Origin of the sequence: Bordetella saccharivorans (assembly GCF_045862855.1) — a bacterium.
GTDB classification, from domain to species: Bacteria; Pseudomonadota; Gammaproteobacteria; order Burkholderiales; family Burkholderiaceae_B; genus Bordetella_A; species Bordetella_A petrii_F.
In genome coordinates this window covers 1,715,901-1,730,084 of the sequence record NZ_BAAFZO010000001.1, presented here as the reverse complement: position 1 = coordinate 1,730,084, position 14,184 = coordinate 1,715,901, and the positions used below count along the sequence as shown (strand labels likewise).

General features: G+C 68.4%; 9 protein-coding genes. 3 read left to right on the top strand and 6 right to left on the bottom strand.

What is annotated here, in order from left to right; all coding sequences use genetic code 11:
* Nucleotides 1-82: 82 nt before the first annotated feature.
* A complete protein-coding gene (locus ACKTT0_RS08285; RefSeq protein WP_407849464.1) occupies nucleotides 83-2,686 on the bottom strand; it encodes a DNA topoisomerase III in 2,604 nt (867 codons plus the stop codon).
* A gap of 62 nt (nucleotides 2,687-2,748) precedes the next feature.
* Here ACKTT0_RS08285 and ACKTT0_RS08280 point away from each other — a divergent pair, with 62 nt between their 5' ends.
* Nucleotides 2,749-5,355, top strand: coding sequence for a GDYXXLXY domain-containing protein (locus tag ACKTT0_RS08280; RefSeq protein WP_407849463.1), 2,607 nt, complete (start codon nucleotides 2,749-2,751; stop codon nucleotides 5,353-5,355).
* Here the strand turns inward: ACKTT0_RS08280 and gluQRS are convergent.
* The 4 genes from gluQRS to ACKTT0_RS08260 form a co-directional block, all read right to left on the bottom strand.
* On the bottom strand, nucleotides 5,350-6,261 hold the full coding sequence (gene gluQRS / locus ACKTT0_RS08275) for a tRNA glutamyl-Q(34) synthetase GluQRS (protein ID WP_407849462.1): 912 nt from the start codon (nucleotides 6,259-6,261) through the stop codon (nucleotides 5,350-5,352). The two genes, ACKTT0_RS08280 and gluQRS, sit on opposite strands and share 6 nt — an antisense overlap.
* 40 nt (nucleotides 6,262-6,301) lie before the next feature.
* Entirely contained in the window at nucleotides 6,302-6,760 is a 459-nt protein-coding gene (locus ACKTT0_RS08270) for a Smg family protein (protein WP_028353831.1), read from the bottom strand.
* A 193-nt stretch (nucleotides 6,761-6,953) separates the two neighbouring features.
* Nucleotides 6,954-8,978 carry a TRAP transporter permease gene (locus tag ACKTT0_RS08265; protein WP_407849461.1) on the bottom strand — a complete coding sequence of 675 codons (2,025 nt, stop codon included), beginning with the start codon at nucleotides 8,976-8,978 and terminating at the stop codon, nucleotides 6,954-6,956.
* A 209-nt stretch (nucleotides 8,979-9,187) separates the two neighbouring features.
* Complete coding sequence (locus ACKTT0_RS08260) at nucleotides 9,188-10,147, bottom strand: TAXI family TRAP transporter solute-binding subunit (RefSeq protein ID WP_407849460.1); 960 nt, start codon at nucleotides 10,145-10,147, stop codon at nucleotides 9,188-9,190.
* Between the two features lie 234 nt (nucleotides 10,148-10,381).
* Between ACKTT0_RS08260 and ACKTT0_RS08255 the strand changes: the two genes are divergently transcribed.
* Both ACKTT0_RS08255 and ACKTT0_RS08250 read left to right on the top strand, forming a co-directional pair.
* Nucleotides 10,382-11,521 (top strand): DSD1 family PLP-dependent enzyme, encoded by a 1,140-nt coding sequence (locus ACKTT0_RS08255; protein WP_407849459.1) that lies wholly within the window; start codon nucleotides 10,382-10,384, stop codon nucleotides 11,519-11,521.
* A gap of 103 nt (nucleotides 11,522-11,624) precedes the next feature.
* Nucleotides 11,625-12,818, top strand: a complete 1,194-nt coding sequence (locus ACKTT0_RS08250) for an acetylornithine transaminase (RefSeq protein ID WP_407849458.1) — start codon at nucleotides 11,625-11,627, stop codon at nucleotides 12,816-12,818.
* A gap of 106 nt (nucleotides 12,819-12,924) precedes the next feature.
* On the opposite strand, the gene ACKTT0_RS08245 is transcribed toward ACKTT0_RS08250, so the two are convergent.
* The gene (locus tag ACKTT0_RS08245) at nucleotides 12,925-13,908 is read right to left on the bottom strand and encodes an IS110 family RNA-guided transposase (RefSeq protein ID WP_407849457.1); all 984 of its coding nucleotides are present in this window, start codon (nucleotides 13,906-13,908) and stop codon (nucleotides 12,925-12,927) included.
* Between the last annotated feature and the right edge of the window lie 276 nt (nucleotides 13,909-14,184).

Sequence of the window (14,184 nt, the reverse complement as noted above, 5' to 3'; positions counted from 1 at the left end):
CCCGCCCGCGGCGGCCGTCCGCTCATCGATGCCCGCGCGCCCCGCCAGCGGGCGCGCGGGCATCTTCCAGAGGGGACAGGCGCTAGCCGGCTGTCTTCTTGGCCGCTTTCTTGGCGGGGGCCTTCTTGGCCGCCGTTTTCTTTACGGCGGTTTTCTTGGCGGCCGTCTTGCTGGCGGTCTTGCCGGCGGTCTTGGCGCCCGCCGCGGTCTTGGCCGGCGCCCGGCCGGTCTTGGCGGGGCGAGGCTCGAATTCGAAGCCGATCTTGCCGTCCGGCTGGCGCACCAGGAAGGCCTTGAACTTGCGGTGCGTGCGGCTGGACACGAAGCCGTCGAGCAGGTCGGTGCGGCCGTCGGCCAGTAGCTTGTGCATCTGCTCGCGCGAGATCTCCTGCTGCAGGATGATCTTGCCCGAGCGGAAATCGCAGGTCTTGTCCGGGCCTACCGATTTTTCGCATACATAGCTCAGCCCGTGCTCGAACACCCGCGAGGCGCATTTCGGGCAGGTGCCCACCGGCGTATGGCCGGAGAAATCTACGGGTTCGTCGTCGTCGTCATCCTTCTGGCCGAAGTCGAATTCCAGCTTGTATTCGTCGCTGATGCGCAGGATGGCGGCGAACGGCCGGCCCATCTTGCTGATGAAGCCCTGCAGCGGGCCGATTTCGCGCTTGGCCAGCAGTTCTTCGACTTCCGGCAGCTCGAAGGTGCGGCCGCCCGGGTGCTTGCCGATGGAGAAATCGCACTGGGTGCAGGCGTAGCGGCGGTAGTTTTCCTTGACCACGCCGCCGCACTTGGGGCACGGCGTCTGCAGCGTGGCGTAGTCGCCCGGCACCGTGTCGCGCTCGTATTCCTTGGCGCGCTTGACGATGACCTGGGTCATCTGGGCGATCTCGCGCATGAACGCGTCGCGGCCCAGGCCACCCTGCTCGATCTGCTTGAGCTTGTGTTCCCATTCGCCGGTGAGTTCGGGCGAGGTCAGTTCGGTGACGTCCAGCCCGGCCAGCAGGGTCATGAGCTGGCGCGCCTTGGCGGTGGGCACCAGGTCGCGCCCTTCGCGGCGCAGGTAGCCTTCGCCGAGCAGGCCTTCGATGATGCCGGCGCGCGTGGCCGGCGTGCCCAGGCCGCGTTCGGACATGGCTTCGCGCAGTTCTTCGTCGTCGACCAGCTTGCCGGCGCCTTCCATGGCCGACAGCAGCGTGGCTTCGTTGTAGCGCGCGGGCGGCTTGGTGGCCAGGCCCACGGCCTCGACGTCCTCGGTGCGCACGGTCTCGCCGTCGGCCACCGGGACCAGGTTGGCGTCTTCGCCCTGGGCCTCCTTGCCATATACGGCCAGCCAGCCCGGCGCCACCAGCACCTTGCCTTCGGTCTTGAAATGATGCCCCTGCACCTCGGTAATGCGGGTGGTGACGCGGTACTCGGCGGCCGGGAAGAACACCGCCAGGAAACGCTTGAGCACCAGGTCGTAGAGTTTGGCCTCGGCTTCGCTGAGATCGTGCGGGATCTGCAGCGTGGGAATGATGGCGAAGTGGTCCGATACCTTCTTGTTGTCGAAGATGCGCCGGTTCGGCTTGACCCAGTTCTGGGCCACCACCGTGCCGGCATGGCGAGCCAGCTGCCCGACCGCGTTGGAGCCGCCCGTAGCCAGCGCCTGCATGGTGTCGCGCACGGTGCCCAGGTAGTCCTCGGGCAGGTAGCGCGAATCGGTACGCGGGTAGGTCAGGGCCTTGTGGCGCTCGTACAGGGTCTGGGCCAGCGCTAGCGTGGTCTTGGCGGAAAAGCCGAACCGGCCGTTGGCGTCGCGCTGCAGAGAGGTCAGGTCGTACAGGGCCGGCGACATCTGGGTCGACGGCTTGGATTCCTCGGTGACGCTGCCCGGCTGCTCGCGGCAGGCGGCCACCACGCTCTGCGCGGCCGCCTGCGACCACAGGCGCGATTCGCGCTTTTCGGGGTCGCGTTCGTCTTTCTTGAAGTCCGGGTCGATCCAGCGGCCCTGGTACAGGCCGGCGGCCGCCACGAAGGTGGCGTGCACTTCCCAGTAGTCGCGCGGCACGAAGGCGCGGATGCGTTCTTCGCGCTCGGCCACGATGGCCAGCGTGGGGGTCTGCACCCGGCCCACTGGCGTCTTGAAGAAGCCGCCGTCCTTGCTGTTGAAGGCGGTCATGGCGCGCGTGCCATTGATGCCGACCAGCCAGTCGGCCTCGGCGCGCGAGCGGGCGGCAGCCTCGAGGGGCTTGAGCTGGGAGTCGTCGCGCAGGTTGGCGAAGGCCTCGCGGATGGCGGCCTGGGTCATGGATTGCAGCCACAGCCGCTTGATGGGCTTCTTCACCCCGGCGTACTGGATGATGTAGCGGAAGATCAGCTCGCCCTCGCGCCCGGCGTCACAGGCGTTGATCAGCGAATCCACGTCCTTGCGCTTGGCCAGCCTGACCAGCAGTTTCAGGCGTTCGGCGGATTTCTTGTCGGCCGGGCCGAGTTCGAACTCGGGCGGGATGACCGGCAGGTGCGCGAAGCTCCATTTGCCCTTGACGGGATCGTTGGGCGCGACAAGGCCGAGCAAATGCCCGATACTGGAGGCCAGCACGTAACGTTCGCTTTCAAAATAGTCGCCTTCGCGCGCGAAGCCCCCCAGGGCGCGTGATATATCCAGGGCTACCGAGGGCTTCTCGGCAATAATCAGCGTTTTGCTCATGTGTATCCAGTGGCGGTGGACCCGCCGGTGTAGCGCGGATGATACGAGGGGAGATTCGCCGCATGCAAGTCGGGGCTGAAGGACAAGCGGGATCGGAACTGCATGCCTGGCGCCAGTTCCTGGCCCGCGGCACGCTGTGGCTGGGAGTCTGGTTGCTGGGCAGCGCGGCGATTTGCTGGGTCGCCGCCAATTGGCAGGACATGTCGAAATTCCAGCGTTTCGCCGGCGCCCAGGTGCTGCTGGCGCTGTGCGCGGCCGCGGCCGCCTGGGCCGGCTGGCGCCTGCGCGGCGCGGCGGGCGCGCGCCGCCATGCGCCGGGGGCGCTGCTGGCGCTGGCCGGCCTGCTGCTGGGCGCCCTGCTGGCCTTGCTGGGCCAGACCTACCAGACCGGCGCCGACACCTGGGAGCTTTTCGCCTGGTGGGCGCTGCTGTTGCTGCCCTGGGCGCTGGTGGCCGCCAGCCAGGCCGTCTGGCTGCTGTGGGCGGTGGTGCTCAACGTGGCGGCCATATTCTATTTAGGCGAGCGCGGCACATTCTGGTGGCTGGCCGGCCCCAGCCTGCCCAATCTGCTGCTGGCCGCCCTGAACCTGGTCATGCTGGCCGCCTGGGAATGCGCCGTCTGGCGCCGGGGCGCCGGCGCCCGGATCGGACCGCGGGTGCTGGCGACCCTGGCCGTCGGGGTACTGGTGCTGGCGCTGACCTTCGGCGATTCGGTGCTGGAACACCTGGGCACCGTGAACGGCCTGGCCTGGGTCGTGGTCACCCTGGGGCTGGGCTATTACTACCAGCGGGCGCGGCGCGACTTGCTGATCCTGGCCATGCTGGCCGCCGGCGCCATCTGCGTGTCGTTGCGCCTGGCCGGCGAATGGCTGCTGCGCCTGGAGCCGGGCCCGTGGGCGATCCTGCCGCTGGCCGGCCTGCTCATGGCCGAAGCCGTGTGGGCGGCCCGCTGGCTGCGCCGCCTGGCCGCGCAGCCGCCGGCCGGCCGCGCCCTGGCCGATGCCGAGCCGGCTGGCGCTTCGGCCGGCAACGCAGTGGCGCCGGGCGACGCCAGTGGCGCCGTGGTCGAGTTGGCCGGTCCGGCCGCGGAGCCGCAGTTCGGCCCGGCCTGGTATGTGCAGGGCCTGCTCGGCCTGAGCGCCTGGCTCGCCACCCTGTTGCTGTTGCTGTTCCTGTTCCTGTCCGGCGCGGTCCAGTCCCAGCAGGGCGCGATGGTGATGGGCCTGGTCTTGTGCGCCGTGGCGGTGGCCGTGCTGCGCACGGATGCCGGCCCTTTCTGGCGCCAATGCGCCACGGCCATGGGCTTTGCCGGGCAGATCCTGGTGGCATTCGGCCTGTCCGCATCGGATTCGCTGCTCAATGCCTGCGCGTTCGTGCTGCTGCTCGGCGTGGCCGTGTATGCGCTGGCGCCCGAGGCGCTGCTGCGCTTCCTGAGCGCCTGGATGATCGCACTGGCGCTGGCCGGGCTGATCTGGCTGGGGCTGGTGCCGGAACTGATGTACGACGACCTGCTGGGCGCCTGGCTGGATTTCGATACGGTGCGCGCGGCGTTCGTCTGGCTGCCGGTGGCGGTGGCCGGCGCCTGGACCGCCGCCGCGGCCTTCTGCGTCGGGCATCGCCTGGCGCATACGCGGCCCAATGCGTTGCTGCCGCTGGCCTGGGCATTCGTGCTGGCCGTGCAGGGCATGGTCTGGCTGGCGGGCGGCACGTCCATTACCCGCCTGCCGGTGATCTGGCAACTGAACCCGGTGACGGCGCTGCTGACGGTGGCCGGTGCGCTGCTGCCGGTGGCCTGCGCCATGGCGGTGTTGTGGCCGCGGCGCCGCCTGCTGACCGCCGGCGTGCTGTGGGGCGTGCCGCTTGGCCTGGCCGCGCTGGCGCTGTTCTGGCTGCCCAGCCCGGGCATCGCCTTTGCGCTGGCGTGGATGATCCTGGGTTTCGGGCTGAATCGCTCGCGCCTGACGATCTTCGGCGGCTTCAGCCTGTTGGCGTACCTGCTGGTCTATTACTATCAACTGCAAGTCCCGCTGCTGGAGAAGGCCCTGTGGCTGGCCGGCGCGGCGCTGCTGCTGTTCCTGCTGCGGGCGCTGGTGTGGCTGGTGCCGCGCCTGATGCGCACCGCCTCGCCGGGCGCCGTCGCGTTGGGGCCGGCTTCGCCGGCCTTGCGTTGGCGTACCGCCGTGGTGCTGGGCGGGCTGGTGCTGGCACTGGGCGTGGTCAATGGCGCCATCTGGCAGCGCGAGAACCTGCTCGCCCACGGTCGGGTCGCCATCCTGGAGCTGGCGCCGGTCGATCCGCGCTCGCTCATGCAGGGCGACTACATGGCGCTGCGGTTCGCGGCCGGCAACGAAGTCATGCGGCAGCGCCTGGACCGTGCCGATAGCGACGCGCCGCAATCGGTCGACGGCTTCGTGGTGCTGGTGCCGGACAGCGAAGGCGTGGCGCAGGTGGCGCGCATCCAGGATGCCGCGCAGCCGCACGCCAGCCATGAAATTCCCCTGCGCTATCGCCTGCGCGCCGAGGGCGTGCGCATTGTGACGAATGCGTATTTCTTTCCCGAAGGCCAGGCCGACCGCTATGCGTCGGCGCGCTATGGCGAGGTGCGCGTCGGCGACGACGGCACCGGCCTGCTGGTGCGCATGCTGGGAGCCGACCGGCAGCCTTTATAGGTCATGGCGGCGCTGCGCCGGCCTGTCGATTCCGAAGCGCGCCGCCCATCGCGCGGTGGCTTGCGCCAGGAAGGCGGCCGGGTCGCCGGCCGCGCAAGGCTCGAAGCCCAGCGCCTGCCATGCCCGCGCCAGCATTGCCAGCGGCCGCGCGTCGTCGAGCGGCGCGGCGCCATTCTGCTTGGACAGTTTCAGGCCGGTGGCCGGGTCCACCACCAGGGGCACGTGCATGACGCGCGGCGGCGTCGCGTCCAGCAGCCGGGCCAGCACGCGCTGGCGCGCGGTGGAACTGAGCAGGTCGGCGCCCCGCACGATGTCGGTGACGCCCTGCGCCGCGTCGTCCACCACCACGGCCAACTGGTAAGCCCACAGGCCGTCGGCCCGGCGCAGCACGAAATCGCCTACTGCCTGGGCCACATCCTGTTCTTGCGGGCCCAGCCAGCGGTCTTCGAAGCGTTCGATGCCCGCGGGCACGCGCAGGCGCCACGCGCGCGCCTGGCGTCCGGGCGGCAGGCCATGGCGGCAAGTGCCGGGATAGGGGCGTTCGCCGTCCAGCCCTGGACCGGGGCCGCGCAAGGAGGAGTCGGCGATCTCGCGCCGGGTGCAGCCGCAGCCATAGACTAGGCCGCGCGCCGCCAGGGCATCGAAGGCCTGCTGGTAGGCGGCGCCGCGCCGCGATTGCCAGAGAATGTCGCCGTCCCAGTGCAGCCCCAGCGCGCGCAACTGGGCCATGATGACCTCGGCCGCGCCGGCCACGGTGCGGGGGGTGTCGACGTCTTCGATGCGTAGCAGCCAGCGCCCGCCGTGGGCGCGCGCGTCCAGCCAGCTGGCCAGGGCGGCCACCAGCGAACCCAGGTGCAGGGGCCCGCTCGGGCTGGGAGCGAAGCGGCCGACGTAAGGCCTGGTCACGCTAGCGGGAACCACGCACTGCTCGGGTAGCGTGGCGGCCTCAGTGGAGCCGGCGCGTGCCGTCGTCGTCCAGCAGTTCCTCGAGGACCAGGTTGTCGATCTCGGCTTCCTGGCTCCAGAGGACCATTAGGGCGATGATCTTGATCTTGGCCAGCGAGACCGGCGTTTCGGGGGCCGCCAGGGCGCGGTCGATGACGATCTCGCGCAGCGGCGCGGGCAGCACGCCGGCGGATTCGAGGAAGGCGATGAAGCCGATGGATTCGGTGCCGAGCTGCTGGTATTCGGCGTCGGTGTAGATGCGGATGCCGGTGCTGGGCGCCTGGGCCAGGTCTACACAGCGTTCGGTGGTTTCGGCCAGGCCGTAGAGCCAGCCCAGTGCGTCGTCGATGTCTTCGTGCTCGAAGCCGGCGGCCGCGAGGCGTTTGGCGAGAACGTCGGCCGCGGGACAGGCTTGCGGCGTGTAGTAGTTTTCGAACAGATAAACGAGGATGTCGAACATATGGCGCATTGTCGTGCCAGTTTGCACAGTCGGCCCGCATATCGGCAAACCAGCAAACATGCTTTTAACTGTACGCTGAATCGTCATCCGGGGCAACTTCGTTGCCCGGGGTTGGCGATATACAACGAATCATCGTGGCGGCTTTCCCGGGACGGCTGGCATGGTCAGTCCCCGTGATGAGGCCGTCCCCTTTTCATGCCGCGGGCAGGGCCTTGTCGGCGCGCAACTGGGCCAGCTGGCGGATGAACACCGGCAGGCAGATCGCCAGGCCCAGCAGGCCGCTGGCCAGCCCCGGCATGATGGTCAGCAGCGCGCCTATCACGCACAGCCAGCGCTCCCAGGGCTTCATAGTTACCAGCAGATAGCGCGACAGCGCCGCCGAGAGCAACACCAGGCCGATCATGCAGCCCAGCAGGGTGACGAAGAACGCATACCAGGTAAAGCCCTGCACCGAGATCAGCAGCGAGGGCGAGAACACGAACACGAACGGCACGATGAGCTTGGTGATGCCCAGACGGAAGGCGGTGTTGCCGGTCTTGAAGGGATCGCTGCCGGCCATGCCGGCGGCGGCGTAGGCCGCCAGCGCGACCGGCGGGGTGATATCGGCCAGGATGCCGAAATAGAACACGAAGAAGTGCGCGGCAATCGGCTGCACGCCCAGCTGTACCAGCGTGGGGGCGGCCACCGCCACCATGATCAGGTAATTGGCGGTGGTGGGGATGCCGCAACCCATCAGGATGCACACGATGCCGGTCATGGCCAGGGCCGCCACCAGCGTCAGGGTCTGGACATTGGCGAGGGCATCCGGGATGAACGCGCCCAGGCCGCCGGCGATCGCCTGCGCGGCGCTGATGACGATGTACGAGACCTTGAAGCCCACGCCGGTGAGCGTGACCACGCCGATCACCAGCCCGACCGTGCCGGCCGCCGCGCCGACCGCCAGCGCGTACTTCGCGCCGGTTTCGAACGAGTCGTACAGGTCGCGCAGCTTGATGCGCTGGTATGGGTTGAGCAGGCCCACCAGGATGCAGCCGGTGATGCCGGCGAAGGCCGCCAGGTAGGGCGTGCGGCCGCTGGCCAGCACGGCGATCAGCGCGGCCAGCGGCAGCAACGTCGGCCAGCGGCGCTTGAACGAATCGCGCAGGTCCGGCATCTCGTCGGCGCGCAGGCCGCGCAGGCCTTCGCGCTTGGCCTCGAAGTGCACCTGCATGAACATGCCGAAGAAGTACAGGAACGCCGGGAAGATGCCCGCCAGGATGATCTGCTGGTAGGGAATGTCGAGGAACTCGATCATCAGGAACGCGGCCGCGCCCATGATCGGCGGGGTGATCTGCCCGCCGGTGCTGGAGGCCGCCTCGACGCCCGCCGCGAAATGGCGCGGGTAGCCGATGCGGATCATGGCGGGGATGGTCAGCGAACCGACCGTCACCGCATTGGCGACCGACGAGCCGGACAGCATGCCGAACATCGCCGAGCCGAACACCGACACCTTGGCCGGCCCGCCCGCGTAGCGACCGGCGACGGTCGAGGCCACGTCCAGGAACAGCTGGCCGAGGCCGATGCGGCTGGCCAGCACGCCGAACAGCACGAAATGGAACACGTAGGTCGCCACCACCCCGACCGCCACGCCGTAAATGCCCTGGCTGGTCAGGTACATGTGGTTGACGATCTGCGGCCAGCTGTTGCCGGCGTGCTTGAGCAGCCCCGGGAAGACCGGGCCGAACGCGGCATAGGCCAGGAACACCAGCGCGATGATGGGCAGCGGCCAGCCCATGGCGCGGCGCGTGCCTTCCAGCAGGCCGACGATGAGCACCGTGCCCATGAACACGTCCATGGGCAGCGGGTTGCCGACGCGGAACGCCAGGTCGTCGAAGATGTACGGGATGTACAGCACGCTGAACGCCAGCGCGATGGCGATGAGCCAGTCGTACAGCGGCACGCCGCCGGGCGCGAGCAGCGTCGAGCGCGGCTCGCGCTGGTAGTGCGCCTTGCTGAAGCCGAACACCAGGAAGATCAGGCTCAGCACGAAAGCCAGGTGCACGCCGCGGTGCGTGGCCTCGCGCAGCAGGCCGAAGCCGGCGGTGTAGTAATGGAACAGCGACAGCGACACGAGCAGGATCGAGACGATCCAGGTGGCGGTCTTGGCCAGCGGCCGGAAGCGGATTTCGGAGTCGAATTTTTCCGCCAGTTTCTGGGTCTGCTCGTGATTGATTTCCATCGCCTGGCCTTGTCGGCAAAAGCCGCGTGCCGGATCCCTGCCCGGCGCGTTGCTCGCTTCAGTGGTTCATGCAGCGTCACATGAAATACCCCGATGGAACGGCTGCGACGAATGAAACGGGTGCCGCTCCATCGGGGACGCCGCGGATCCGGCTGCGCCGGTCCGCCAGCGTCGCCCCCTGGGGCGAGGCGCGAAGCGCCTCGGGGGGGTCATAGCAAACCGGCTTCCTTGTAGAACTTCTCGGCGCCCGGGTGGAACGGAATGCCGGCGCCCTTGACGGCGTTTTCCTTGGTGATCAGCTTGCCTTTGGCGTGGCCGTTGTCCAGCACCTTGCGGGTAGCGTCGCTGTACATCGCCTTGGTGATGTCGTAGACGGTCTGTTCGGACATCTTGGTGGACGTGATCATCTGGGCGTTCACGGAGATGGTCTTCACTTCGCCGATGCCCTGGTACAGGCCCGCCGCGATGGTGTCGGGTGTGAAGAATTGCTGCTGGCTGCGCAGCTTGTCGATCTCCGGGCCGACGATCGGCACCAGTTCGATGCCCGCGCCGCTGGAAGCCAGCTCGGCGATGGCGCCAGCCGGTGCGCCGCCCACGAAGAAGAACGCGTCCAGGCCGCCATCCTTGAGCTTGTCGCCAGCCTGGTTGGGCTTGAGGTATTCGGCTTCGATGTCCTTGTCGGTCATGCCGAAGGCGCCCAGGATCAGGCGCACGTCGACCAGCGTGCCCGAGCCGGGTTCGTCCATGGACACGCGCTTGCCGCGCAGGTCGGCCACCGACTTGATGCCGGAACCCTTGCGTGCCACCAGGTGGATGCTCTCGGGATACAGGGTGGCGACCAGCCGCAGGCTCTCGGCCTTGGGCTTGCCGTCGAAGGTGCCGGTGCCGGTGTAGGCCCAGTAGGCCACGTCGGATTGCGTGAAGCCGGCTTCCAGCGAGCCGCCCAGCACGCCGTTGATGTTGGCCACCGAGCCGTTCGAGGCCACCGCGGTGGCGATCAGCTTGCCGGGCTGCGAAATGGCGTTGGCGATCATGCCGCCCACCGGGTAGTACGTGCCGGCCGTGCCGCCGGTGCCGATGCGGAAGAACTGTTGCGCGTGGGCGGGCCCGGCCGCGCCGGCCACGGCCAAGGCGACCGCCAGGGTCTTGATCCAGTTTTTCAAGGACATGAAGCTTCTCCAGGTATGGCGCCGCCGGACCGCTGCGGGACACGAGCCGCCTTCCAGGAGGCGGCAGCGGGGTGAAGGCGCAGCGCGCGGGCCGTTGTTTTTTGATCCCCGCAGATTTTGTCACGCGCGACCGCCCGCAACGCCTAGGGTTTGCCTGGGGATACACTACGCGCATGTCTTCGTGACGGCGCGCTGGCGCTCGCCGTGTTCGTACGAAAAGGAAGCGCACATTCCATGGCCGCCATTCCCGCTGCTCCCATTCCGGCATTGCCGCCCGCGGCTGCGCCGGGCGACGCCCTGGCGCAGGTCGACACGCCCAGCCTGGTGCTGGACCTGGACGCCTTCGAGGCGAACCTGCGACTGATGCAGGCGTGGGCCGACCGCCATGGCGTGGCCCTGCGGCCGCACGCCAAGGCGCACAAGTGCCCCGAGATCGCGCGGCGCCAGCTGGCGCTGGGCGCGCGCGGCATCTGCTGCCAGAAGGTCAGCGAGGCGCTGCCGTTCGTGGCGGCCGGCATGACGGACGTGCACATCAGCAACCAGGTGGTGGGGCCGGCCAAGCTGGCGCTGCTGGGCCAGCTCGCGCGCGCCGCACGCCTCAGCGTGTGCGTGGACGATCCGGCCAACCTGGCGGATATCTCGGCGGCCATGGCGCAGGCCGGGGCGCAGGTCGAGGTGCTGGTCGAGGTCGACGTGGGCCAGGGCCGCTGCGGGGTGGCCGACACGGCCGCCGTGCTGGCGCTGGCGCGCCAGGCCCGCGACCTGCCCGGCGTGGCCTTCGGCGGCCTGCAGGCCTATCACGGTTCGGTGCAGCATGTGCGCGATCGCGCCGGGCGCGCCGCGGTGGCCGCCCGCGCCGCCGCCGCGGCGGCCGGCTACGCCGACAGCCTGCGCGCGGCCGGCATCGCCTGCGACCGCATTACCGGCGCGGGCACCGGCAGCGCGGAATTCGACGCCGCCTCCGGCGTATACACCGAATTGCAGGCTGGCTCGTACGCGTTCATGGATGGCGACTACGGCGCCAACGAATGGTCCGGTCCGTTGGCTTTCCGCCACAGCCTGTTCCTGCTGACCACGGTGATGAGCGTGCCGGCCGCTGGCCGCGCCATCGTCGACGCCGGCCTGAAATCGACCACCGTGGAGTGCGGCCCGCCCCAGGTGGCCGGCCGCGCCGGGCTGCACTACGCGGCGGCCAATGACGAACACGGCGTGTTGAAACTGGCGCCGGATGCGGCCGTGCGCCTGGGCGACACCTTGCTGCTGGTCCCCTCGCACGTCGATCCGACCTTCAACCTGCACGACAGCCTGGTCGCCTACCGCGACGGCGTGGTCGAGGGCGTGTGGGCCATCGCGGCCCGCGGCCTGAGCCGATGACCGGCCGCCGGGGGCGCGCCGCCCCGCCGGCGGCCGCCAGACGGTGCTAAATTCTTTGTTTTCCACCCCCCCTCTCGTTTTCCCCTATTCCGTAGGAACCGCCATGGAATTCAGCCAGTTCAACGTCAACGCCCTCATGGAGATCACCTCCCGCCCGGACCTGGTGTTCGTGCGAGGCCAGGGCTCGTGGCTCGAGGACCATGCCGGCAAGCGATACCTGGATTTCGTGCAGGGCTGGGCGGTCAACACGCTGGGCCACTGCGCGCCCGAAATGAAGCGCGCCCTGCTCGAGCAGGCCGACAAGCTGATGAACCCGTCGCCGGCTTTCTACAACCAGCCGTCCATCGACCTGTCGCTGCGCCTGACCGGCGCGTCCTGCTTCGACCGCGTGTTCTTCGCCAACAGCGGCGCCGAGGCCAACGAAGGCGCCATCAAGCTGGCGCGCAAGTGGGGCCGCGTCAAGCGCAACGGCGCGTACAAGATCATCACCATGAACCATGGCTTCCACGGCCGCACCCTGGCCACCATGTCGGCCTCGGGCAAGCCGGGCTGGGACACGATGTTCGCGCCGCAGGTCGAGGGCTTTCCCAAGGCTGAACTCAACGACCTGGATTCCGTGCGGGCGCTGATCGATGCCCAGACCGTGGCCATCATGCTCGAGCCCGTGCAGGGCGAGGCCGGCGTCATGCCCGCCACGCGCGAGTTCATGCAGGGCCTGCGCAAGCTGGCCGACGAGCACGGCCTGCTGCTGATCGTCGACGAAGTCCAGACCGGCATGGGCCGCACCGGCTCGCTGTTCGCCTACCAGCAGTTCGACGTGGTGCCCGACATCATGACCCTGGCCAAGGGTATCGGCGGCGGCGTGCCGCTGGCGGCGCTGCTGGCGCGCCAGGACGTCTGCGTGTTCGCCCACGGCGACCAGGGCGGCACCTACAACGGCAATCCGTTGATGGCGGCGGTGGGCGTGGCGGTGTTCGACACGCTGACCGCGCCGGGCTTCATGGACACGGTGCGCGAGCGCGCTAAGCAGCTGTCCGAAGGCCTGCTGGCGCTGTCGGCCAAATGGAACATGGGCGGCGAGCGCGGCATGGGCCTGCTGCGCGCCCTGGTGCTCGACCGCGAGGACGGCCCCGCCATCGTCGAGGCCGCGCGCAAGCTGTCGCCGCAAGGCCTGCTGCTGAACGCGCCGCGTGGCAACCTGCTGCGCTTCATGCCGGCGCTGAACGTCACAGCCCAGGAAATCGAGCAGATGCTGGCCCAGCTCGATGGCGTGATCGGCGCGCTGCGCAAGAGTTGAGCACAGGGGAAACGTGTCAGACACCCTCTGGGTGTCTGACACCTCACGACACTATCATTGCAGGCATTGAACAGGTGTCAGACACCCACAGATACCGTCTCGGCAGTCAAGCATTTAAAGCGTAGTCACTGCGGTAGGGGGTGCGGTTTTTGAGCACGCCGAAGCACAAGTGAGTGAGCTTTCGCATGGCCGCGCCCAGCGCGGCCATCTTGCTTTTGCCGGCCTTGAGCAAGCGGGCATAGAGCTGCTGCACGTGCGGATTACGCCGCACGGCCACGATGGCAGCCATGTAGAGAATGGCCCGCACCTGAGCCGGGCCGGCCTTGGACAGCCGCGCTCGGCCGCACAGGCTGGTCCCGGACTGGCGCTGCACCGGCACCACACCCAGGTAAGCGGCCAACGCCCCTGGCGAGTCGATACGCCGGTTGTGCATGATCGACAGGATGGCATTGCCTGTTTGCGGGCCGATGGCCGGGATGCTGGTCAACAGCTCGCGATCTTCTTTCAGGTCCGGATGACGATCGATATGGTCGTCGATCGCACGCTCCAGGCGCTTGAGCTGCTCGCGCAAGAACGCCACGCTCTCGCTGATCGAGCCCGTCACCAGTTGCGGCGAGCGGCCGAACTGGGCCTTCTCCTGGCGGTTGAGTTCTCGCTGCAAATCCTGAACCAGCGCCTCGCGCCGAGCCAGCAGCGCGCGCAACTGCCGCGCGTGCAGCGGCGCAGCCTGCCAGGCCGACGGACGCAGCACCTGGCCATAGCGTGCCAGCACGTAGCTATCGATTCCATCGGTCTTCGAGCGCACCGCCAGCGCACCCGCAAAATCGCGAGCCTGCGCCGGGTTGATCATCGACACCGTCACCCCCGCATCGTGCAGCGCCGTGCCGGCCTGCTCGTGATACGGCCCGGTCGGCTCAAGCACGGCATGCAACTGCTCGGGCTGCGCGCCCTGCTTGGCGCACCAACCCAGCAACAGCCGCACCCCGGCCGCCGTATTGGGCACCACCTTGGTCTTGCGCTTGGTCCCTTCGGCGCTCAACAGCGCGCAATCCAGCTTCGCCTTTGAAACATCAATTCCCAGAAAAAACATAGACTTGGACTCCTATTGACGCTGCCTCCAAGCCCACTGCGCCCACTTGCCTTGTACATCCAGGGGCTCCAAGCCCTTCGCTACCGTCCAGTGTCCAGTCGGCTCTCAGAGGGAGGATCCGGCGCTTAATCTGTAGGAGAAAGTCTCAAGCCTTCGGTGTCTGAACAAGCTCACCAGATCCGCTAGTGGGGATAGCTAATCACCACTGCGCCCAAGATACAAGGGTGTCTGACACCTTCCTACATCTGGGGGCGTCAAACACCTCATTGGTCGCGG